A 20,402-nucleotide genomic window follows, 5' to 3' on the forward strand; every position below is an offset into this window, starting at 1 on the left:
ACCCGGCGGGTCCCCGGGGCGCCAGAGGGCGGCCGGGCCGCAGAGCGAAGGAGACGACGATGACTCGCCGACGTCCGATCAGGGCCCTGACCGCGCTGGGACTGTCCGTCCCGCTGCTGACGGGGCTGACCCTCGCCGGGGGGTCCCTCGCCTCCGCCGAACCGGCTCCGCAGCCCGCCGCCGGCGCTGCCACCGAGGCGCCCGGCGAGATCGAGTCCCGCACCGACACCCCGACGGACCTGTTCACCACGGGGCCGGAGGTCTTCACGCCGCAGGAGCGGGCCGCGGGGGACACCTCCGTGTCCGCCTCCGCCATCGCCGAGCGTCTCGGCAGCCGCGCCGGGGACCCGGGCGCGGGGGACCGGGCGGACTGCGCCGGCAGCCTCGACCTGTACGACGTGGCCGGGACGGTTTCCTGCACGGTCACCGGGCCCGACGGCGCGGAGGAGACCTTCTACGCGTACATGTCTCCCGCCGCCGTCACGGACACCGACTACGCGCTCTACTTCTCCCAGGACGCCCCGCTGTCGACGGAGGCGGCGACGGCGCTGAACGACGGTCTGAACGGCACCGGCGCCTATCCGGTCTTCGACGAGACGGATCCTGACACCCCGCAGGTGCTGGACCGGACGCTCGCCGTCGAGCGGGCGAACTACGTGCTGGACGGCGTCGGCCGGGACGACCTGGTCGTCGAGTCCGTCGAGGCGGAGGTCGATCTCCGCGAGGCCGAGCCGGTCTCCGGCACGGCGGTGGAGACGGCATCCGGCCGCACCCTGGAGGTGACCCTGCTGCCGATCCCCACCGACGGGGAGGCTCCGGGGATGCTGGTGAGCATCGAGGGCCCGTGATCCTTCGGGCGTGCGCCCCGCTCGGCGTCGCGTCGCCGTGCCGGCAGGGCGGCGACGCCGCCCGCGCACGGTGGACGACGACTCCTGTCCTCAGCGCCGCATGAGAGGATCGGGGCCATGTTGCGCTGGCTCACGGCCGGGGAGTCCCACGGCCCCTCCCTCATCTCCCTGCTCGACGGCGTCCCCGCCGGTGTCGAGCTGACCAGTGATGATCTGAAGGCGGCCCTGGCGCGTCGCCGTCTCGGCCACGGCCGCGGCAGCCGGCAGAAGTTCGAGCAGGACGTGCTGACGATCCACGGCGGGCTCCGTCACGGACGCACACTCGGCTCCCCGCTCGCGATCGAGATCGCGAACTCGGAGTGGCCGAAGTGGGAGAAGGTCATGAGCGCCGATCCGGTGCCGCGTGAGGACCTCGTGGTCGACGCCGGCACCGGGGACGAGCGCGAGATCGCCCGCAATCGGCCCCTGACCCGTCCGCGCCCCGGCCATGCCGATCTCTCGGGCATGCTCAAGTACGGCTTCGACGAGGCCCGACCGATCCTCGAGCGCGCCAGCGCCCGGGAGACGGCGGCCCGGGTGGTCGCCGGTCGCGTCGCGAGCGCGATCCTCGAGCAGACCGCCGGGATCCGTCTGGTCTCCCACACCCTCGCCGTCGGCACCGTCCGCGTCCCCGACGACGCCCCGCTGCCGGCGCCGGGCGATGACGCCGCCCTGGACGACGATCCGCTGCGCTGCTTCGACCCCGGGACCTCGGAGGCGATGGTCGCCGAGGTCGACGCGGCGAAGGCCGACGGCGACACCCTCGGCGGCGTCGTCGAGGTCCTCGCCTACGGCGTCCCCGTCGGGCTCGGCTCCCACACCCAATGGGACCGCAAGCTCGACGGCCGCCTCGCGCAGGCCGTCATGTCCATCCAGGCCATGAAGGGCGTGGAGATCGGGGACGGATTCGCCACCGCCGCCCGCCGCGGCTCCGCCGCCCACGACGAGATCCTCGCCGCCGGGGACCAGGACCCCGCTGCGGCGACCCCGCGCGCCAGCAATCGTGCGGGCGGTCTCGAGGGCGGTATGAGCAATGGTCAGGTGATCCGCGTGCGCGGGGCCCTGAAGCCGATCTCGACCGTCCCGCGCGCGCTGCGCACGATCGATGTCGTCTCGGGCGAGCAGACGACCGCGAACCACCAGCGTTCCGACACGTGCGCGGTCGCGCCCGCCGCCGTCATCGCGGAGGCCGTGGTCGCCCTCGCCCTCGTCGACGCCCTGCTCGAGAAGACCGGCGGCGACAGCGTCCAGGAGATCCGCGCCCATCTCGAGGACACCGTCTCGCTGCAGTCGACGATCGTGGGCGGCGCGGGCGGGGCCTCGTGACGGGACCCGCCGTCATCCTGCTGGGGGCGATGGGTGTCGGCAAGACCAGCGTCGGCCGCGAGCTCGCCGCTCGGCTGGACCTGCCCTTCGACGACCTCGACGCGATGATCGTCGCCGAAGCCGGACGCCCCATCCCGGACATCTTCTCCCGCGAGGGCGAGGAGAGCTTCCGTCGGCTCGAGGCCGCGGTGCTCGAGCGTGCTCTGAGCGCGTCCCGGGGCACCCGCGGGGTGCTCTCCCTCGGCGGGGGAGCCGTCATGCATCCTGCATCGCGGGAGCGTCTGCGGGGTGGTCCCATCGTGCTGCTCGAGGTCGACGAGTCGGTGGCGGCCCGGCGCCTCGGACGCGGCCACGGGCGCCCGATGCTCGCCGGGGGCCAGGACCCGATGATCCGCTGGCGCGAACTCGCCGTCGAGCGGGGCCCCGTCTACCGGGAGCTGGCCCGGTGGCGGGTCGACGCCGGGCGCGGGACCGCTGCGGCGGTGGCCCGCACCATCACCGACATGATGGGCCAGGACCTGCTGTCCGGCCCCGAGGAGGAGAACGCATGAGCACGACCGTGATCCCCGTGACCACCCCGACCGGCGGCTACGACGTCCGTGTGGGCCGGGGGATCCTCGCCGTTGTCCCGGGGCTGGTCCCGCAGCGGGCTCGGCGTGTGGTGATCGTCCACCAACCGAGTCTGCGCGAGGTCGCCGAGGAGGTCCGCGCCGCGATCGCGGAGACCGGACGGGACGCCTTCGCCGCCGAGGTTCCCGACGGGGAGGAGGCCAAGACCGCGCAGGTCGCCGGCTTCCTCTGGGGCGTGTGCGGGCAGGCCGAGATCGGCCGTCAGGACCTGGTCGTCGGCCTCGGCGGCGGGGCCGCCACCGACCTCGCCGGCTTCGTCGCCGCCTCGTGGCTCCGGGGCGTGGACGTGCTGCAGATCCCCACCACGGTGGCCGCCATGGTCGACGCCGCCGTCGGCGGGAAGACCGGGATCAACACGGCCGAGGGCAAGAACCTCGTCGGCGCCTTCCACCCACCGCTGGCGGTTCTCGCCGACCTCGACGTGCTCGCCGGGCTCGGGGCGCACGACGTCGCCGCCGGCCTCGCCGAGGTCGTCAAGGGCGGGTTCATCGCCGATCCCCGCATCCTGGAGATCATCGAGGAGGACCCGGCCGCGGTGCTCGACGTCGGAAGCGCCGCCTTCCGCGAGGTCGTCGAGCGCAAGATCCGGATCAAGGCCGGGATCGTCTCCGCGGACCTCACCGAGCAGGGCGAGCGCGAGATCCTCAACTACGGCCATACCCTCGCCCACGCGATCGAGCGCAACGAGCGCTACCAATGGCGCCACGGTGCCGCGGTCTCCGTCGGCATGATGTTCGCCGCGGAACTCTCGCACCTGGCCGGGAAGCTCTCGGAGGCCGAGGTGGACCGGCATCGCCAGGTGCTCACCTCGCTGGGGCTGCCCACCACATACCGCGACCGGCAATGGCCCAAGCTCGAGGACGCCATGAAGCGCGACAAGAAGACCCGCGCGGGCCTGCTGCGGTTCGTGGTGCTGGACCGGATCGGATCCGTCTCCCGCCTCGAGGGGCCCGACCCCGCCCTGCTGCTGTCCGCCTACGCCGCCATCACGGCAGATTGACGAGGAGATCGTGAACGACACCGCTGCGAGGACCGCGACGGTCCGGGGGATCGAACTGGGCCGTGCCCGGCCCGAGATCATCGTGCCGCTGGTCGGCGAGGACCACGAGGCGCTGCTGGCCCAGGCCGAGGCCGCCGTCGCGACCCCGGCGCGGATCCTCGAGTGGCGGATCGACCGCTTCCGCCCGGACCTCGAGGACGCCGAGGAGCACCGCGAGGCCGTGCTGGCCTCGCTGTCGCCCCTGCGGGCCGCGCTCGGGCCGGACAAGGCGCTGCTGGCCACGTACCGCACCGCCGCGGAGGGCGGGGGCCGACAGCCCCGCGACACCGACCTCGCCATCCTGCTGGAGGCCCTCATGGGCTCCCGACGGGCCGGGACGCAGTCCCAGGTCGACCTGATCGACGTGGAGACCTCCCGGTCCCCGAAGATGGTCTCGCGGGTGATCGCGACCGCGCACCGCAACGGCGTGGTCATCATCGGCTCCCACCATGATCTCGAAGGGACCCCGGACGAGGGCGAGCTGGTCGAGCGGATCCGCGCCCAGCGCGCCCTCGGCGCCGACGTCCCCAAGATCGCCGTCACCCCGCGCACCGCGCGGGACGTGCTGACCCTGCTGTCGGCGAGCCTCACGGTCGCCGAACAGGGGCAGGGACCGCACATCGCGATCGCCATGGGCTCGCTCGGCGTGGTCAGCCGCGTGTCGGTCGAGACGTTTGGCAGCGCCGCGACCTTCGCGTCCGTCGGGCGCGGCTCCGCCCCCGGCCAGCTCGAGGCCGACGACGTCGCCAGGATGCTCGAGCGCCTGCGCCCCTGAACGGCCTCAGGGGCGGCGGGCGAAGGCGCGGACGGGGAACGAGGGCATCCCGGCCACGGGCAGCGGGACCGGGCAGCCCCGGATGCATCGTCATGCCGGGGTGGATCGGCTGGGTGCGGTCGACCAGGGTCATGGTGCACGCTCCTCCTCAGTGCGGCCGGTCATCTCCCTCATCGGGGTCGGGGTCGCGCTCGAGATCAGGGCCCTCCGGGAACTCGATGTCCTCGCCGTCGTGCTCCGCGAAGGCGCGCTCGGCGTACTCCCCGGCGTCGGCGTCCCGGAGGCCGACGTCGTCGGCCAGGTCGTCCACCGTGGCGTCGACCACCGGGATCGCGCCGGTCTCGTGGGCGACCCGCTCCCGCTCGGAGCGTCGGGTGCGGCGCACCAGCGCCTTCAGCTGGGAGGCGGACATCGTCACCTGCCACTCGCTGTGCGCGGGCAGCGACCAGCGGCGCCAGGCCGCGAGCCCCGCCAGCAGGGCCCCGATGCCGACGGCCACCAGGACGTACGGGGAGGGGATCCCGAGCGCGACGACCCCCCACGTGCCGACGGCGGTGACCAGGGCGCCGGTCGCATAGAGGGGGCCGCCGCCGAAGATCGCGGGGACGCGCCCCACCAGCACGTCGCGGATCACGCCGCCGCCCACGGCGCTGACGACGCCCAGCAGGATCGCCGGCAGCGGATCCAGGCCGTAGCCGATCGACTTCGCCGTGCCGGTCGCCGCCCACAGCGCCATCGCGGCGATGTCCAGCACGGAGACCAGATGCCGCCACCATGCCCCCTCGGCGGAGATCAGATAGGCGAACAGCGATCCGCCCAGCGCGCAGGCCAGGTACCACCCGCCGTCGAAGGCCGCGGGGGTGCCGTAGTCGAGGATCAGATCACGCACCAGGCCCCCGCCCAGGCCCGCGACGATCCCGATGAACGCGAAGCCGACGGCGTCGAAGTTCAGCCGGGCCGCCAGCGCCCCGGCGGCCACACCCATGACGGCCACGCCGATCAGGTCCAGCACGCGCAGCAGATCGTTGGTCACGAGCAGTTCGAGGGGGTCCACGGACTCGACGGTAGCCCTCCGGACGCCCCGGCGTGCTCCCCGTACGATCGGGGCATGACACCGGCCACCTCCGCCTCCCTGCCGCGTCTCGGCCTGACCGGCGGCATCGGCTCCGGGAAGTCCACGGTCGCGGCGATCTGGCGGGCGGCCGGTCACCGGGTGATCGACCTCGATGCGCACTCCCGTGCCGTGCTCGACATCCCCGGCGACGGGGTCGAGGAGACCGTGGCCCGGTTCGGCGAGCGGCTGCGCACCCCGGCAGGCACCATCGACCGCGCGGCCCTGGCGTCGATCGTCTTCGCCGACCCTGCCGCGCGCGCCGCCCTGGAGGAGATCGTGCTGGGCCGCGTGGATCGCGCGGTCGCCGCCGAGGAGCTCCGGGCGGCCGACGCGGGCGAGCCCTTCGTGATCCACGACAGCCCGCTGCTGCTGGAGAAGCACCAGGACGCCGGCTACCGATCTGTCATCGCCGTGCTCGCCCGGCGCGAGGACCGCATCGACCGGGTGATGACGGACCGCGGCAAGGACCGCGCCTATGTCGTCTCGATCATGGCTGCCCAGGTCACCGACCTCGAGCGGATCCGGCGCGCGGACCGCCTGGTGCTGAACACCGCCGGGCGCGACGTCCTGGCCGAGCGCGCCGAGCACGCCCTGGCCGTCGTCACGGCCGGGCTAGACGATCTCGCGGATTCCGCCGAGCGCTGATCGTGCGGCCCGGCCATGTCGCCCGTCGGCCCCGGGCCGTAGGCTCGTCCCATGCGTCCCGTCACCGATCTGGTCCGCGCCGAGCATCCCTTCGAAGTCGTCTCCGAGTACAATCCCTCGGGCGACCAGCCGACCGCCATCGCCGATCTCACCCGCCGCATCAACGACGGGGAGCAGGACGTCGTGCTGCTGGGGGCCACCGGCACCGGCAAGTCCGCCACCACGGCGTGGCTGATCGAGCAGGTCCAGCGCCCCACTCTGGTGATGGCCCACAACAAGACCCTCGCCGCGCAGCTGGCCAGCGAGTTCCGGGAGCTGCTGCCGCACAACGCGGTGGAGTACTTCGTCTCCTACTACGACTACTACCAGCCGGAGGCGTACGTCCCGCAGTCGGACACGTACATCGAGAAGGACTCCTCGGTCAACGCCGAGGTGGAGCGACTGCGGCACAGCGCGACCAACTCCCTGCTGACCCGTCGTGACGTGGTGGTGGTCTCCTCGGTCTCGTGCATCTACGGCCTGGGCACCCCGCAGGAGTACGTCGACCGGATGGTGCAGCTGGCCCGGGGACAGCAGCTGGATCGCGACGAGCTGCTGACCCGCTTCGTGGACATGCAGTACGACCGAAACGACGTCGCCTTCGAGCGCGGCACCTTCCGAGTGCGCGGCGACACCGTCGAGATCATCCCGATGTACGAGGAGCTCGCCATCCGTGTCGAATTCTTCGGCGACGAGATCGATGCGCTGTACACGCTGCACCCGATGACGGGGGAGGTGATCCGCGAGGAGGACCACATCCACATCTTCCCCGCCTCCCACTACGTCGCCGGCCCCGAGCGGCTGACCCGCGCGATCGGCACTATCGAGGTCGAGCTCGGCGAGCGGTTGGAGGAGCTCGAGAGCCAGAACAAGCTGCTGGAGGCGCAGCGGCTGCGCATGCGCACCACCCATGATCTGGAGATGCTGCGGCAGATGGGCTCGACCAACGGCGTCGAGAACTACTCCCGCCACCTCGACGGGCGCGATCCCGGCACCGCCCCGAACACCCTCATGGACTACTTCCCCGAGGATTTCCTGCTGGTCATCGACGAATCCCATGTGACGGTCCCGCAGATCGGTGCCATGTTCGAGGGAGACCGCTCCCGCAAGCGCACCCTGGTCGACTTCGGCTTCCGCCTGCCCAGCGCGCTGGACAACCGCCCGCTGACCTTCGGCGAGTTCACCGAGCGCACGGGGCAGACCGTCTACCTCTCCGCCACCCCGGCCGACTACGAGCTGGGCAGGGCCGACGGGTACGTCGAGCAGATCATCCGCCCCACGGGGCTCGTGGATCCCGAAGTGATCGTCAAGCCCGTCAAGGGCCAGATCGACGATCTGCGCGAGGAGATCGACAAGCGGGTCCAGCGCGAGGAGCGCGTGCTGGTGACCACGCTGACCAAGCGGATGGCGGAGGATCTGACGGACTTCCTTCTGGAGAACGGGGTGCGCGTGCAGTACCTGCACTCCGACGTCGACACCCTGCGCCGCATCGAGCTGCTGCGTTCGCTGCGCCAGGGCGAGTTCGACGTGCTGGTCGGCATCAACCTGCTGCGCGAGGGCCTGGACCTGCCCGAGGTCTCGCTGGTGGCGATCCTCGATGCCGACAAGGAGGGGTTCCTGCGCTCGCGCACCTCGCTGATCCAGACCATCGGCCGTGCGGCCCGCAACGTCTCCGGGCAGGTCCACATGTACGCGGACACCGTCACCGACTCGATGCAGTCCGCGATCGACGAGACCAACCGGCGCCGCGAGAAGCAGATCGCGTTCAACACCGAGAACAGCATCGACCCCACTCCGCTGCGCAAGCGGATCGCCGACGTCACCGACATGCTCGCCCGCGAGGACATCGACACCGACACGCTGATGGCGACCGACTACCGCTCCGGCAAGGAACGGGTCTCCCGGGATCGAGCACGCGCCAACGCCGTGGACGCGGTCAGCGGCCGCACGGTCGACCTCGGCGACGATCCGGTCGGTTCCCTGACCGGCATGATCGACGAGATGACCGGTCAGATGCACCAGGCCGCCGAGACCCTCCAGTTCGAGCAGGCGGCCCGGCTGCGCGACGAGGTCCAGGAGCTGAAGAAGGAGCTGCGCGCGATCCAGCGGTCCTGAGGGGTCGGACGTGGAGGCCCCTGGTCGCGTTCCATGCACCGGCGACGGACATCACATCACCCTGGCTCGCGCTCCCACGGTTCGATGTCGCCGGGCACGACCGTGAACAGCGGATGGGGCTCGGGACCGGCGACGAGGTGTTCCCGCTGCCAGCGGTCGGGACTGCGGTGCTCGAGCTTCGTCAGCAGATGTCCCCACTCGAGCGCGAGCTGTCCGCCGGTGACCGGGATCCGCGCCGGTTCCGCACCGTCGGCCGGCGCCGCGTCGATCCTCGTCCGATCGAAGCGGTATCCCCGCGCCGTGGCCTCCTCGGCCAGGACGTCGAGATAGGCGCCGACGGTGGCGAGCGGATCGCCCTGCGCCCGGAACCGCTCGAGCTGAGGGTGCGACCGGTAGCCGCGCGTGCGGCCGGCGAGCACCGCCTGGGCCAGCAGCGATTCGCGCCAGCAGCCCGTGAGGCCCTGGCGGTCGAGATGGCGGGGGTGCAGTGACCAGAGGCGCATCCGCCCATTCTCCTGCGGACGTGGCAGGAGATGCGTCCTTTCGTCGGGTGTCGTGCCGAGACCACGTCGGTACCGTGAAGCCCGCACCGAGGTGGTCCACGTGTGAGCGCCTACCTCTGACGCCGACACCCAGGAGCGATCCGACCGATGCCTGCAGCACCACGCGACACCATCTTTCCCCTGGTCATCGGGGGTGCGGCCTCGACCGCTCTCGGTATGATCCCGCTCCATCGGCTGCCCCACCCGGTGCAGATCGGCTACGTCGTCCTCCCGGCCGCCTTCGCCGCAGCCGTCACCTACGCCGCCCAGCGGACGCGAGACCGCCGACAGCCGGGCGAGGCGCCTGCGCCGCCCCCGGCCGCTGCTCCGGTGCCGGCCGCAGAGGATGCTCGGGCCTCCGACGTCGAAAGCTGCGACGCGCGGCCATGGGTCGGCCGGCTCGGCCTGTCCCTCGGGGTCGGCGCGGTCGTCGCCGGAGCCGGCGCCGGCGGGATCTGGATCGACCATCGCGTGGAGAACGTGCTGCGATCCCTCGCCGTGCCGGCACCGCGCCTGGTCATGGGTATCGCCGGTGGGATCATCACCACCGTGCTGGCAGCGGGTGCCGACTCCGAGGACTCCGACGGTCCGGATGATTCCGGGTGGCTGCCGTGGGCGTCGGGATCGACGCGCCCGAGGACGCCGCGCGGCTGAACCTCCTGCAGGCTCCTGTGAGGTGTCACGGTCCGGTGGGCGATCGGTCGTCCTCGCGGGTCCGGAAACTCGCGGCGCGTCGTCCGTGACCGTGAGATGGTGGCGAGGGTTGCGGGACCGCCGCACGCCGGAATGGTCGACGTCGACAGAAGAGGACCTACGAGGACCTACGGGAACCTGCTCGCTCAGGACGGGAGGCTCGCCACCATCGTCGCCGAGCAGAGACTTCGCCGAACAGAGATGAAGGGCCCCGTGCTTGACTCCGCGGGCTCCGTGCCCGAGGGTCCCGACATGACGATCACCGTAGGACCGCTGCGCGTCGAAGACGCCGAGGCGATGGTCGCCGCCGAGGACGAGGAGACGATCCGTCGGCTCACCGGAGGGCGCAGCACGGTCGAGGGAACGCGCGAGTACGTGCATCGCCTGGCGGAGAACGCTCGCGCCGGGAGCACCAAGCGCGCTTTCACGATCCGGGTCGACGACGAGTGCGTGGGGTCGATCGACCATGACGCCGACCCGCAGGACGGCATCGGGCCCGGTGACGTGAACATCGCCTTCGCCCTCGCCCCGTGGCTGCGGGGGCGCGGGATCACCGCGCGCGCCGTCGATCTGGTCTGTGCCGAGCTGAGCAGGCAGGGCGCGGGGGAGCGCGCCGTGATCCGCTGTCAGGCGGACAACATCGGTTCGGTGCGGGTCGCCGAGAAAGCCGGCTTCGCCTACGCTCGGGACGCGCTCAGCACCAGCGAGGACGACGAGCACGGCGACCCCGTGCGCTTTCGCGTGTACGTCCGGGAGCTCTGAGCTCGCTCGAGGCCATCCCGGTGCTCCCCGCGGGCGGGGTCGCGCTCGGCCGGTCCGTGCTCGAGCTGGGGGGCGCGGCGGAACCTCTGGAGCCCGCGCTGGACCGGGGGAGCGCCCCACCTGGCCATGAGGAGGACGACGAGCGCTCCCAGCATGGCGCCGGCGAGGACGTCGTGCGGGTAATGCACCCCGACGAGCACCCGGCTGAGGGCCGTGAGCGCGGCGAGCGGGAGCGCACCGAGCGCCAGGCGGACAGACATCACCAGCACCGCCATCGCGATCGCGGCCGAGATGGTCGCGTGGTTGCTGGGCCAGGACCAGTCCGCGGCGTCCGGGCAGGGGCTGATCGTCTCGACCGCGAAGTTCCGGCACGGGCGCAGCTCGGCCACGAGCACCTTGATCGTCTCGCTGGCCAGATACGCGAGCACCACTCCCGCCCCGGCGGCGAGCCCCCGAGCGAGCGCCGTCGGTCCTCGGCGGCGCGCACGCAGGATCGCGATCCCGAACAGCGCCATCAGGCCGAGGATCCCGTATTCGGAGATGCCGGCGATCCCGGTGCGGACAGCGGAGGGCAGCTCGGCAGCCACGCCGACGGCACCGCGGTACGCCATCCCTCGCACGAGCAGCAGGGCCAGGACCGCCGTCCCGGTGAGGACGAGCACCGCCCCGAGCAGCAGGAGAGGGCAGGACGGGGGAGGGGAATGCCGATGTCGCATCCGTCCAGCACAGCAGAGCGACCCCCGCGGCGTCATCCGCCCGCGGGCGGAGATGGGCCGGATTCGGACGATCACGCGGCCGGTTCCAGCAGGTTGCGACAGAGGACCTCGACGCAGTCCGCGAGGCCGAATCCGGCCCCACCCGTGGTCGCGGCGATGCGCTCGGGGTCGGCGTCCTGCGCCGCGGTGGGGAAGGTGGGGGAGTCGGGCCGCACGCGCACGGACTCGTGCAGGGCGGGCCAGCGGGCCTGGACGGGGTGGCCCGCCCGGTCCAACACCTGGAAGCGCGGCGCGAGCTGGGTCGCGCGAGCAGTGTCGGGGACGAGGCGGAGTCCGCCCTCGTGGACCATCACATGGTGGCGACGGCACAGCAGGGCCAGGCCCTCGATGTCGGTTGCTCCGCCCTCGGACCAGGGCGTGGTGTGGTGGGCGTCGAGGTGGCGGCTCTGATGGCAGCCGGGGAAGCTGCAGACGCCGTCGCGCAGGCGGAGGGCGCGCCGCTGGGCACGGGAGGCGAGACGACGGGACCGGCCCAGGTGGAGCACCTCGCCCCCGGCATCGGTGATCATCAGCGCGACCTTCCCGGTGCAGGCCAGCTGTTCTGCAGTGCGGGGCTCCAGGGGGCCTTGCCCGGCGACGCCGCAGCGCGGGGGCGTCCCCGCGGGAATCTGTTCCGGGTCCACGGTCGCGGGCACAGGGGCTGGCGCGAGGTCGGACCCGACCTCGCTCGGGTCGACGGCGGCCGACGGGGGGGAGGGTTCCGACGTTCCCGCGGGAACGTGGTCTATGAGCGTTTCGGCGCTCACCTCGACGATGACCAGATGGCGGTCCTCCCCGGAACGGTCGTTCGGTTCAGCGTGGAGGAAGGTGCGGGCGAGGTCGTGCAGGGCGTCCGCCTTGCGCTGCTCCAGGGTCGGGGTGGCACTGATCTCCGCCGCCTTCGCCGTGAGGTCATCGGGGCTCGGCTGCGCGGCACCGCTGCTCGTCAGAGCGTCGGCGTCGGATTCGGCCCCCGACGGATCGTGGCCGTCGCGGTCCAGGGCCAGGTCCAGAGCGGTGACCACCTCGGCACCCATCTCGGCCGGCAGCACAGCACGGATCTCGACCATGCCGTCCTCGCGGGTCTGCCAGCGGGCCTCGCGCACCGCGTCCTGTCCGAGGCGGCTGCCGTCGACGGCGCGGAAGGAGGAGATGGCCCGGGCGAGCTGGGAGGCGGTCATCGCCCGGGCCATCTCCACCAGCATGGCCTCGTCGACGCGCCCGACGACGCGGGTGATCTCCCGGACCTTGGAGTAGGACAGCCGACCGGCCCGGAACTCTGCGACGGTCAGCGGCAGCTCCGGCAGGGCCCGGGCTACCCGCACGTGCTCGCGGGAGGTGCCGGGGGTCATCGAGCATGCCCAGGCGAGCCAGTGGGCGGTCGACTTCAGGCCCACGAAGCACCTCGTCCCATCGCGCGCGTCGAAGTCGGCGACCATCAGCAGCAGCTCGCAGGTGGCTTCGGCGATCAGCGCCGCCTGCTGCTGGATCCGCTGCCCCAGTTCCTCGGCCTCCGGCCGGGCGAGACGGCGAGGGCGGGAGGTGTCGGACTGATCGGATTTCGGGGTCAGCGGGGTGAGGGGCATGGCGGTCTCCAACCGGCGGTGGTTCTGGACTGCAGTCCCAGTGCACCAGGTGGCGCCGACATGCGAGACAGGAGACCGCGCTCTGTGGACCGGCACGAGGTGTGGAGGATGGTGTCCGGGAGCCGGGCCCGATCCCTCTCACTTCGTCGGCGAGCGCTCCGTGATCGTCAGGTCCAGCGGGAAGTCGACGACGCTGCCGGGGAACAGCAGGCGCCCGGCGGCTTCGGCGGAGGCCAGGATCGCCGAGGCGGCGGCGTCGGCCTGCGCGGCCGGGGCATGCACGATCACCTCGTCGTGCAGGAAGAAGACGAGGTGGGCCCGCCGGGAGAACACCGGGCCCGACGGCGTCGCCTGCTCCGCCTCCGGGACCGGATCGAAACCGGCCAGGGACAGCCGCAGCGCCGCGAGCCAGGACAGCGCCCATTCCGCGGCCGTGCCCTGGACCACGAAGTTGCGGGTGAACCGGCCACGGTCGCGGGCCGCACGCCGGGCGCGCTCCTGCTCGCCCGAGGCGGCATCGGGAAGGTTCGCGGTGGTCTGCGCTCGGGTCCACTCGGCCTCCGGCGCAGGGGAGGAGCGGCCCAGCCAGGTCGAGACGGTTCCGCCCCGCTCCCCGGTGGCGGCGGCCTCGTCGACCAGGTGCATCGCTGCGGGGAAGTTCCGCCGCAGCCGCGGCACCACCCGCCCGCTGTCGCCGGTGGTTCCGCCGTACAGCGCGCCGAGCACTCCCACCTTCGCCTCCTGGCGGGTCTCGACCACGCCGGCGTCGACGATCCCCGCATAGAGATCCCGATCCGCCCCCGCGGCCGCCATCGCGCTGTCGCCGGACATCGCGGCCAGCACGCGCGGCTCCAGCTGCGACACGTCGGCGCTGACCAGACGCCAGCCGTCGTCGGCCCGCAGCGCGGGGCGCAGCTGGCGCGGGATCTGCAGCGCCCCGCCGCCGCTGGCCGCCCAGCGGCCCGTGACCACGCCGCCGGGGACGTAGACAGGTCGGTATCGGCCGTCGTCGACCCACTCGTCCAGCCAGGTCCAGCCATTGGCGGTCAGCAGGCGGGACATCTTCTTGTAGCGCAGCAGCGGCTCGATCGCCGGGTGGTCGTGCTCCAGCAGCTCCCACTGCGAGGTGGACTCGACGTCGATCTCCGCCCGGTGCAGAGCGCGCAGCAGCTTCGGCGGGGAGTCGATGCTCAGCGTCGGGTCACCGAGCGCGCTGCGCACCTCCGCGGCTGCCTCGACCATCCGCGCCGGGGCCTGGCCCGTGCCCGGACGGGGGCCGAGCGCCTCGGCGAGGATGCGGTCGTGCTCGGCGACGTCCCACGGGACCCCCGCGGCGTGGAGCTCGGCGGCCACCAGCGCCCCCGCCGACTCCGCCGCCACCAGCAGCCGCAGCCGGCCCGGATCGACGGCGCCGTCGGTCGCCGTGCGGTGCCGGGAGAACTCGGCGAGCGACTCCTGGAGGTCGTGCGGGACTCCACCGCTGCTCGCCGAGGCGTCCAGGTCGAACAGCGTCGCGCCCTGGTCCGGGGCCGCCTCGAGACCCTGGTCGATGGGGGCGTCCCACGCCGTCGCCGCGCGCACCGGCCGGGGATCGTCCACGAGCTGTGAGTGGCGAAGGATCACGTGGATCAGACGCAGGTCGTGGCAGCGGGAGACGGTCACCCCCGCCGCCAGGAGCTGCGGATACCAGGAGGCCGTGTCGCTCCAGACCCAGCGCGGTCGATGCACGCCCTCGTGGTGCCGGGCGTGCTCCGGCCACTGCTCGGCGGTCAGGTGCACCGTCTCCAGCTCGCCGCCGCCGGCATCGAGGTCGACCACCGTCACCGCGCCGCGGGCCCCGCGGCCCACGACGGACCAGACCGGGGCCTGCTCGCTCACCAGCCGCGGTCGCGCCACTCGGGCAGCGACGGGCGCTCCGCGCCGAGGGTGGTGTCGTCCCCGTGCCCGGGGTAGACCCAGGTGGAGTCGGGAAGACGGTCGAACACCCGGCGCTCGACGTCCTCGATCAGCTGGGTGAATCGCTCGGGATCGGAGTCGGTGTTGCCCACGCCGCCGGGGAACAGCGAATCGCCCGTGAAGAGGTGGTGCGTCTCGGCGCCCTCCTCGTCGGTGCCGTGCCACAGCACGGCGACCGAGCCCGGCGTGTGGCCGCGCAGCGCGATGATCTCGAGCTGCTGCTCGCCGACCTCGAGCACGTCCCCGTGGGACAGCGGGTGATCGATGCCGGTCATGATCCGCTCGGCGTCCGGGCCGCCGGCCGCCGTGCGCGCGCCGGTGGCGGCGGCCAGCTCGGCGAGCGCCCCGATGTGATCGTGATGGCTGTGGGTGGTGAGGATCAGGTCCAGCTGTTCCTGCTCGGACCCCTCGGCGACCAGGCGGCGCAGCCTCTCCGGCTCGGCGGCCGCGTCGATCAGCAGCTGCGCGCCGGTCGACCGGCAGGTCAGTAGGTAGGTGTTGTTGTTCATCGACCCCACCGAGGCCTTGCGGATCTGCAGCCCGGGAAGGGTGCGCAGAGCGCTGTCACCATGGGGTTCGACGTGTCCGGTGTACTCGTTGGCGACCATGTGCCCCAGTATGTCGCGTCTCTCTCCGGCGAACAACTGTTCGAACGTCGGTGGCGCTCGTAGGATGTCCGGGTGACTGATTCCCTCGTCGTCCGCGGTGCGCGCGAGCACAACCTCAAGAACATCGACATCGACATCCCCCGGGACCATCTGGTGGTCTTCTCCGGGCTGTCCGGCTCCGGCAAGAGCTCCCTGGCCTTCGACACGATCTTCGCCGAGGGACAGCGCCGGTACGTGGAGTCGCTGTCGGCCTACGCCCGGCAGTTCCTGGGGCAGATGGACAAGCCCTCGGTCGATCTCATCGAGGGCCTCTCCCCGGCGGTCTCCATCGACCAGAAGTCGACAAACCGCAACCCGCGCTCGACGGTCGGCACGATCACCGAGATCTACGACTACCTGCGCCTGCTGTTCTCCCGCACCGGCGTCCAGCACTGCCCGATCTGCGGCGAGCCGGTCAGCTCCTCCTCGGCCGAGCAGATCGTCGACACCCTGCTCGAGGAGGGCGAGGGCACCCGCTTCCAGCTCCTGGCCCCGGTCGTGCAGGGCCGCAAGGGCGAGCACGTCGATCTGATCAGCGCGCTGCGCTCCCAGGGGTACGCCCGCGCCCGGATCGACGGGGCCACGCGACGCCTGGACGAGGAGATCAGCCTCGAGAAGAACATCAAGCACACCATCGAGGTGGTCGTGGACCGCCTCGCGGCCAAGCCCGACGCGCGCCGTCGCCTCACCGACTCGGTCGAGACCGCGCTGCGTCTGGCCGAGGGCATCGTGCTGGTCGACTTCGTGGACCGCGAGGACGAGGACCCGGAGCGGACCCGGCGCTTCTCCGAGAAGCGTGCCTGCCCCAACGACCACCCGCTGGCCATCGACGACATCGAGCCGCGCACCTTCTCGTTCAACGCCCCCTACGGCGCCTGCCCCGAGTGCACAGGCATCGGGATGCGGCTCGAGGTGGATCCCGATCTCGTGATCCCCGACGAGGACCTCAGCCTCGCCGACGGGGCGATCGCGCCGTGGGCCATGGGCTCCGCGGATCGCCACCAGGAGGTGATGGCCGCGCTCGCCGAGGAGCTCAGCTTCTCCATGGACACGCCGTGGCGGGCGCTGCCGGAGAGGGCCCGGGAGGCCCTGCTGCACGGCAAGGACTACAAGGTCCACGTGAAGTACCGCAACCGCTTCGGGCGCGAGCGGACCTACGCCACCGGTTTCGAGGGCGTCATGCATTTCCTCGAGCGCCGCCACTCCGACACCGAGTCGGACTGGGCCAAGGAGCGCTACGAGCAGTTCATGCGGGAGGTGCCGTGTCCCGCGTGCCAGGGCGCACGGCTGCGCCCGGAGGTGCTCGCGGTCACCGTCGGCGGCCGGTCCATCTCCGAGGTCACGGAGATGTCGATCCGCGACGCCCTGACCTTCCACGAGGGCCTCGAGCTCGGCGTGCGGGAGGCCGCGATCGCCGACGAGGTGCTCCGCGAGATCCGTTCCCGCCTGGGCTTCCTGCTCGACGTGGGCCTGGACTACCTCAACCTCGCCCGCGCCGCCGGGACGCTCTCCGGCGGGGAGGCACAGCGCATCCGCCTCGCGACCCAGATCGGCTCCGGACTGGTGGGTGTGCTCTACGTGCTCGACGAGCCCTCCATCGGCCTGCACCAGCGGGACAACGAGCGCCTCATCGGGACGCTGACGCGGCTGCGGGATCTCGGCAACACGCTGATCGTCGTCGAGCACGACGAGGACACCCTCAACGCCGCCGACTGGGTGGTGGACATCGGCCCGCTGGCCGGCGAGCACGGTGGCCAGGTGATCCACTCCGGGTCGGTCGAAGGGCTCAAGCAGAACCCCGACAGCCTCACCGGCCGCTACCTCAGCGGCGAGCTGTCGATCCCGCTGCCGCTGGCGCGGCGACCCGTGGATCGGTCCCGGATGGTCAAGGTCCTCGCCCCGCGCGCCAACAACCTGGTGGGACAGGACGTCAGCTTCCCGCTCGGAGTGCTGACCGCGGTCACGGGCGTCTCCGGGTCCGGGAAGTCGTCCCTGGTCAATGACATCCTCTACGGGGTCCTCGCCAAGGAGCTGAATCGGGCGCGGATCGTGCCGGGCCGCCACAAGCGGGTCACCGGCCTCGAGCACCTCGACAAGGTCGTCCACGTCGACCAGTCGCCGATCGGCCGCACCCCGCGCTCGAACCCCGCCACCTACACCGGGGTGTGGGACCGGGTGCGCACCCTGTTCGCCCAGACCGCCGAGGCGAAGATCCGCGGCTACAGCGCCGGCCGCTTCTCCTTCAACGTCAAGGGCGGGCGCTGCGAGGCCTGCTCCGGTGACGGCACCTTGAAGATCGAGATGAACTTCCTGCCGGACGTGTACGTCCAGTGCGAGGTGTGCCACGGCCAGCGGTACAACCGCGAGACGCTCGAGGTGACGTTCAAGGACAAGAACGTCGCCGAGGTGCTGGGCATGTCGATCGCGGAGGCGCTGGAGTTCTTCGACGCGGTGCCCGCGATCCGTCGACAGATGCAGACCCTGGTCGACGTCGGTCTGGGATACGTGAAGCTCGGCCAGTCCGCGACCACGCTCTCCGGTGGCGAGGCGCAGCGCGTGAAGCTCTCGTCCGAGCTGCACAAGCGCTCCAACGGTCGCACCGTCTACGTGCTCGACGAGCCCACCACGGGACTGCACTTCGAGGATGTGCGCAAGCTGCTCGAGGTGCTCGGCGGCCTGGTCGACAAGGGCAACACCGTGATCATCATCGAGCACAACCTCGACGTGATCAAGACTGCCGACCACGTCATCGACCTCGGCCCCGAGGGCGGCGCCGGCGGCGGCCGCGTCGTGGCCACCGGTACCCCGGAGGACGTCGCGGCGGTGGCGGGCTCGTACACCGGGCACTTCCTCGCCCCGATGCTCGAGGCCGGCCGCACGGACCGTCCCGGCAGTGCCGACCGGACACATCGCACAGCCCGCACAGGACGACGCTGAGGTCCGCTGACGATGGCTGACCCATCCACCTATCGCCCTGCCACCGGCTCCATCCCCACGAGGCCGGGGGTGTACCGCTTCCGTGACGAGCACGGGCGGGTCATCTACGTCGGCAAGGCGAAGAACCTCCGCCAGCGACTGGTCAACTACTTCCAGGACCTCGCGGTGCTGCATGAGCGCACCCGGCGCATGGTCACGACGGCCGCGAGCGTGCAGTGGACGGTCGTGGGCACCGAGGTCGAGGCCCTCACCCTGGAGTACACCTGGATCAAGGAGTTCGATCCGCGGTTCAACGTCAAGTTCCGCGACGACAAGTCCTACCCCTACCTGGTGATCACGATGGGGGAGGAGGTTCCGCGGGTGCACATCACCCGTCGACCCCGAGCCAAGGGCGATCTGATCTTCGGGCCCTACCCGCAGGTGGGGGCGATCCGGGAGACCCTCGACCTGATGCTGCGGGTGTTCCCGATCCGCTCCTGCACCCCCGGTGTCTACCGCCGGGCCGAGCGCTCCGGCCGCCCGTGCCTGCTGGGCTTCATCGGCAAATGCGCCGCGCCGTGCGTCGGAGACATCTCGATCGACGACCATCGGCGCCTCGCGGAGCAGTTCGCGGACTTCATGGCCGGCAACACGGCCACCTACACCCGCCGCATCGAACGGCAGATGCGCGATGCCGCCGCGGCGATGGACTACGAGACCGCCGCCGGGCTGCGCGACGACCTGGCCGCGCTGGACAAGGTCATGGAGAAGAACTCGGTGGTGCTCTCGGACGCCACCGACGCCGACCTCGTGGGCCTGGCCCAGGACGAGCTCGAGGCCTCCATCCAGATCTTCCACGTGCGCGGCGGCCGGATCCGCGGCCAGCGCGGCTGGACCGCCGAGATCCTCGACGACTCCACCGCGCCCGATCTCGTCGAGCGGGCCCTGACCACCCTGTACACCGAGGGCACCGCACCCAAGGAAGTGCTCGTCCCCGTCCAGCCCACCAACCGCGAGCAGGTGCTGGAGCTGATCGGTCGCGCCGTCGACCTGCGGATCCCGCAGCGCGGCGAGAAGAAGGACCTGCTGGCCACGGTCACCGAGAACGCGACCGACGCGCTGCGCCTGCACCGGCTGAAGCGCACCGGCGACCTCACCGCCCGCACCAAGGCGCTCGAGGACCTGGGGGAGGCGCTCGAGCTCGCCGAGCCCCCGCTGCGCATCGAGTGCTTCGACATCTCCCACTCCTCGGGCACCAACGTGGTCGGCTCCCAGGTGGTCTTCGAGGACGGCCTGCCCAAGAAGAGCGAGTACCGCCGCTACTCGGTCACCGGCGCCGCCGCGCGCGACGACACCGCCTCGATGCACGACGTGCTCACGCGGCGCCTGAAGCGTCACCTGGACCCGCCCGAGAAGACCGAGGAGGAGTCGCGGCGCTTCGCCTATCCGCCCTCCCTGATCCTGGTCGACGGCGGGCCCCCGCAGGTCGCCGCCGCCCAGCGCGTGCTCGACGAGCTCGGGATCACCGACATCGCCCTGGCCGGCATCGCCAAGCGACTCGAGGAGATCTGGCTGCCGGGGGACGAGTACCCGGTGATCCTGCCGCGCACCAGCGAGGCCCTGTTCCTCGTCCAGCGCCTGCGGGACGAGGCCCACCGCTTCGCGATCACCTACCACCGCTCCAAACGGGGCAGGGCCATGCAGGCCAGCGCCCTGGACGGCATCCCGGGCCTGGGCCCCGCCCGGCGCCGCGCCCTGCTGGACCGCTTCGTGACCGTCTCCGCGATCCGGGAGGCGAGCCAGGAGCAGCTCGAGGAGGTCGATGGGATCGGTCCCGCGTTGGCCGCGCAGTTGCTGGCCGCGCTACGATCCGACCAGGCGACGGACACCGACGCCGTGAGGCACGACAGGACGGACGAGGACTCGCTCGACGTCGCGGTGGACATGGCCACCGGCGAGATCCTCGACCGCTGAC

General features: G+C 71.9%; 17 protein-coding genes. 11 read left to right on the plus strand and 6 right to left on the minus strand.

Annotation, left to right across the window (positions count from 1 at the left end; all coding sequences use genetic code 11):
- The first annotated feature begins 59 nt into the window (after nucleotides 1-59).
- From BH708_RS02050 to aroD, 5 genes are all read left to right on the plus strand, one after another.
- Complete coding sequence (locus BH708_RS02050; RefSeq protein ID WP_076806212.1) at nucleotides 60-848, plus strand: hypothetical protein; 789 nt, start codon at nucleotides 60-62, stop codon at nucleotides 846-848.
- Nucleotides 849-965: 117 nt separating this feature from the next.
- A complete protein-coding gene (aroC, locus tag BH708_RS02055; RefSeq protein ID WP_076806214.1) occupies nucleotides 966-2,213 on the plus strand; it encodes a chorismate synthase in 1,248 nt (415 codons plus the stop codon).
- Nucleotides 2,210-2,764, plus strand: a complete 555-nt coding sequence (locus tag BH708_RS02060) for a shikimate kinase (RefSeq protein ID WP_076806216.1) — start codon at nucleotides 2,210-2,212, stop codon at nucleotides 2,762-2,764. The genes aroC and BH708_RS02060 overlap by 4 nt, the downstream gene beginning before the upstream one ends.
- Complete coding sequence (aroB, locus tag BH708_RS02065; protein ID WP_076806218.1) at nucleotides 2,761-3,843, plus strand: 3-dehydroquinate synthase; 1,083 nt, start codon at nucleotides 2,761-2,763, stop codon at nucleotides 3,841-3,843. The genes BH708_RS02060 and aroB overlap by 4 nt, the downstream gene beginning before the upstream one ends.
- 10 nt (nucleotides 3,844-3,853) lie before the next feature.
- Nucleotides 3,854-4,657, plus strand: a complete 804-nt coding sequence (gene aroD, locus BH708_RS02070) for a type I 3-dehydroquinate dehydratase (RefSeq protein ID WP_157235656.1) — start codon at nucleotides 3,854-3,856, stop codon at nucleotides 4,655-4,657.
- A gap of 148 nt (nucleotides 4,658-4,805) precedes the next feature.
- On the opposite strand, the gene BH708_RS02075 is transcribed toward aroD, so the two are convergent.
- Nucleotides 4,806-5,711, minus strand: a complete 906-nt coding sequence (locus BH708_RS02075) for a trimeric intracellular cation channel family protein (RefSeq protein WP_083713203.1) — start codon at nucleotides 5,709-5,711, stop codon at nucleotides 4,806-4,808.
- A 54-nt stretch (nucleotides 5,712-5,765) separates the two neighbouring features.
- On the opposite strand from BH708_RS02075, the gene coaE reads away from it, so the two are divergent.
- Nucleotides 5,766-6,416 carry a dephospho-CoA kinase gene (gene coaE, locus BH708_RS02080; RefSeq protein ID WP_076806222.1) on the plus strand — a complete coding sequence of 217 codons (651 nt, stop codon included), beginning with the start codon at nucleotides 5,766-5,768 and terminating at the stop codon, nucleotides 6,414-6,416.
- 51 nt (nucleotides 6,417-6,467) lie between these two features.
- Nucleotides 6,468-8,570 carry an excinuclease ABC subunit UvrB gene (uvrB, locus tag BH708_RS02085; RefSeq protein WP_076806224.1) on the plus strand — a complete coding sequence of 701 codons (2,103 nt, stop codon included), beginning with the start codon at nucleotides 6,468-6,470 and terminating at the stop codon, nucleotides 8,568-8,570.
- A 56-nt stretch (nucleotides 8,571-8,626) separates the two neighbouring features.
- Here uvrB and BH708_RS02090 read toward each other — a convergent pair whose 3' ends face one another.
- The gene (locus BH708_RS02090; protein ID WP_076806226.1) at nucleotides 8,627-9,073 is read right to left on the minus strand and encodes a pyrimidine dimer DNA glycosylase/endonuclease V; all 447 of its coding nucleotides are present in this window, start codon (nucleotides 9,071-9,073) and stop codon (nucleotides 8,627-8,629) included.
- Between the two features lie 147 nt (nucleotides 9,074-9,220).
- On the opposite strand from BH708_RS02090, the gene BH708_RS02095 reads away from it, so the two are divergent.
- Nucleotides 9,221-9,766, plus strand: a complete 546-nt coding sequence (locus tag BH708_RS02095) for a hypothetical protein (RefSeq protein ID WP_076806228.1) — start codon at nucleotides 9,221-9,223, stop codon at nucleotides 9,764-9,766.
- A gap of 291 nt (nucleotides 9,767-10,057) precedes the next feature.
- Complete coding sequence (locus BH708_RS02100) at nucleotides 10,058-10,567, plus strand: GNAT family N-acetyltransferase (RefSeq protein WP_172805724.1); 510 nt, start codon at nucleotides 10,058-10,060, stop codon at nucleotides 10,565-10,567.
- On the opposite strand, the gene BH708_RS02105 is transcribed toward BH708_RS02100, so the two are convergent.
- The 4 genes from BH708_RS02105 to BH708_RS02120 all read right to left on the minus strand — a co-directional run bounded on the left by BH708_RS02105 (nucleotide 10,483) and on the right by BH708_RS02120 (nucleotide 15,472).
- Entirely contained in the window at nucleotides 10,483-11,283 is an 801-nt protein-coding gene (locus tag BH708_RS02105; RefSeq protein ID WP_076806231.1) for a phosphatase PAP2 family protein, read from the minus strand. The genes BH708_RS02100 and BH708_RS02105 overlap by 85 nt on opposite strands.
- A 71-nt stretch (nucleotides 11,284-11,354) precedes the next feature.
- Complete coding sequence (locus BH708_RS02110) at nucleotides 11,355-12,908, minus strand: HNH endonuclease signature motif containing protein (protein WP_076806233.1); 1,554 nt, start codon at nucleotides 12,906-12,908, stop codon at nucleotides 11,355-11,357.
- A gap of 138 nt (nucleotides 12,909-13,046) precedes the next feature.
- Nucleotides 13,047-14,786: a bifunctional 3'-5' exonuclease/DNA polymerase gene (locus BH708_RS02115; protein WP_371329951.1), complete on the minus strand. Its 1,740-nt coding sequence runs from the start codon at nucleotides 14,784-14,786 to the stop codon at nucleotides 13,047-13,049.
- Nucleotides 14,783-15,472 (minus strand): MBL fold metallo-hydrolase, encoded by a 690-nt coding sequence (locus tag BH708_RS02120; protein ID WP_076806236.1) that lies wholly within the window; start codon nucleotides 15,470-15,472, stop codon nucleotides 14,783-14,785. The genes BH708_RS02115 and BH708_RS02120 overlap by 4 nt, the downstream gene beginning before the upstream one ends.
- A 72-nt stretch (nucleotides 15,473-15,544) precedes the next feature.
- On the opposite strand from BH708_RS02120, the gene uvrA reads away from it, so the two are divergent.
- Together uvrA and uvrC are read left to right on the plus strand one after the other, a co-directional pair.
- Nucleotides 15,545-18,448 carry an excinuclease ABC subunit UvrA gene (uvrA, locus tag BH708_RS02125; RefSeq protein ID WP_076806238.1) on the plus strand — a complete coding sequence of 968 codons (2,904 nt, stop codon included), beginning with the start codon at nucleotides 15,545-15,547 and terminating at the stop codon, nucleotides 18,446-18,448.
- Nucleotides 18,449-18,460: 12 nt separating this feature from the next.
- Complete coding sequence (gene uvrC / locus BH708_RS02130; protein WP_076806240.1) at nucleotides 18,461-20,401, plus strand: excinuclease ABC subunit UvrC; 1,941 nt, start codon at nucleotides 18,461-18,463, stop codon at nucleotides 20,399-20,401.
- The last annotated feature ends 1 nt before the right edge of the window (nucleotide 20,402 follow it).

The organism is Brachybacterium sp. P6-10-X1, assembly GCF_001969445.1.
GTDB lineage: Bacteria > Actinomycetota > Actinomycetes > Actinomycetales > Dermabacteraceae > Brachybacterium.

Coding starts and splice junctions, on each gene's coding strand:
- BH708_RS02050 (WP_076806212.1), top strand. CDS start 60: ATGACTCGCCGACGTCCGATCAGGGCCCTGACCGCGCTGGGACTGTCC.
- aroC (WP_076806214.1), top strand. CDS start 966: ATGTTGCGCTGGCTCACGGCCGGGGAGTCCCACGGCCCCTCCCTCATC.
- aroB (WP_076806218.1), top strand. CDS start 2,761: ATGAGCACGACCGTGATCCCCGTGACCACCCCGACCGGCGGCTACGAC.
- coaE (WP_076806222.1), top strand. CDS start 5,766: ATGACACCGGCCACCTCCGCCTCCCTGCCGCGTCTCGGCCTGACCGGC.
- uvrB (WP_076806224.1), top strand. CDS start 6,468: ATGCGTCCCGTCACCGATCTGGTCCGCGCCGAGCATCCCTTCGAAGTC.
- BH708_RS02090 (WP_076806226.1), bottom strand. CDS start 9,073: ATGCGCCTCTGGTCACTGCACCCCCGCCATCTCGACCGCCAGGGCCTC.
- BH708_RS02095 (WP_076806228.1), top strand. CDS start 9,221: ATGCCTGCAGCACCACGCGACACCATCTTTCCCCTGGTCATCGGGGGT.
- BH708_RS02100 (WP_172805724.1), top strand. CDS start 10,058: ATGACGATCACCGTAGGACCGCTGCGCGTCGAAGACGCCGAGGCGATG.
- BH708_RS02105 (WP_076806231.1), bottom strand. CDS start 11,283: ATGCGACATCGGCATTCCCCTCCCCCGTCCTGCCCTCTCCTGCTGCTC.
- BH708_RS02110 (WP_076806233.1), bottom strand. CDS start 12,908: ATGCCCCTCACCCCGCTGACCCCGAAATCCGATCAGTCCGACACCTCC.
- BH708_RS02120 (WP_076806236.1), bottom strand. CDS start 15,472: ATGGTCGCCAACGAGTACACCGGACACGTCGAACCCCATGGTGACAGC.
- uvrC (WP_076806240.1), top strand. CDS start 18,461: ATGGCTGACCCATCCACCTATCGCCCTGCCACCGGCTCCATCCCCACG.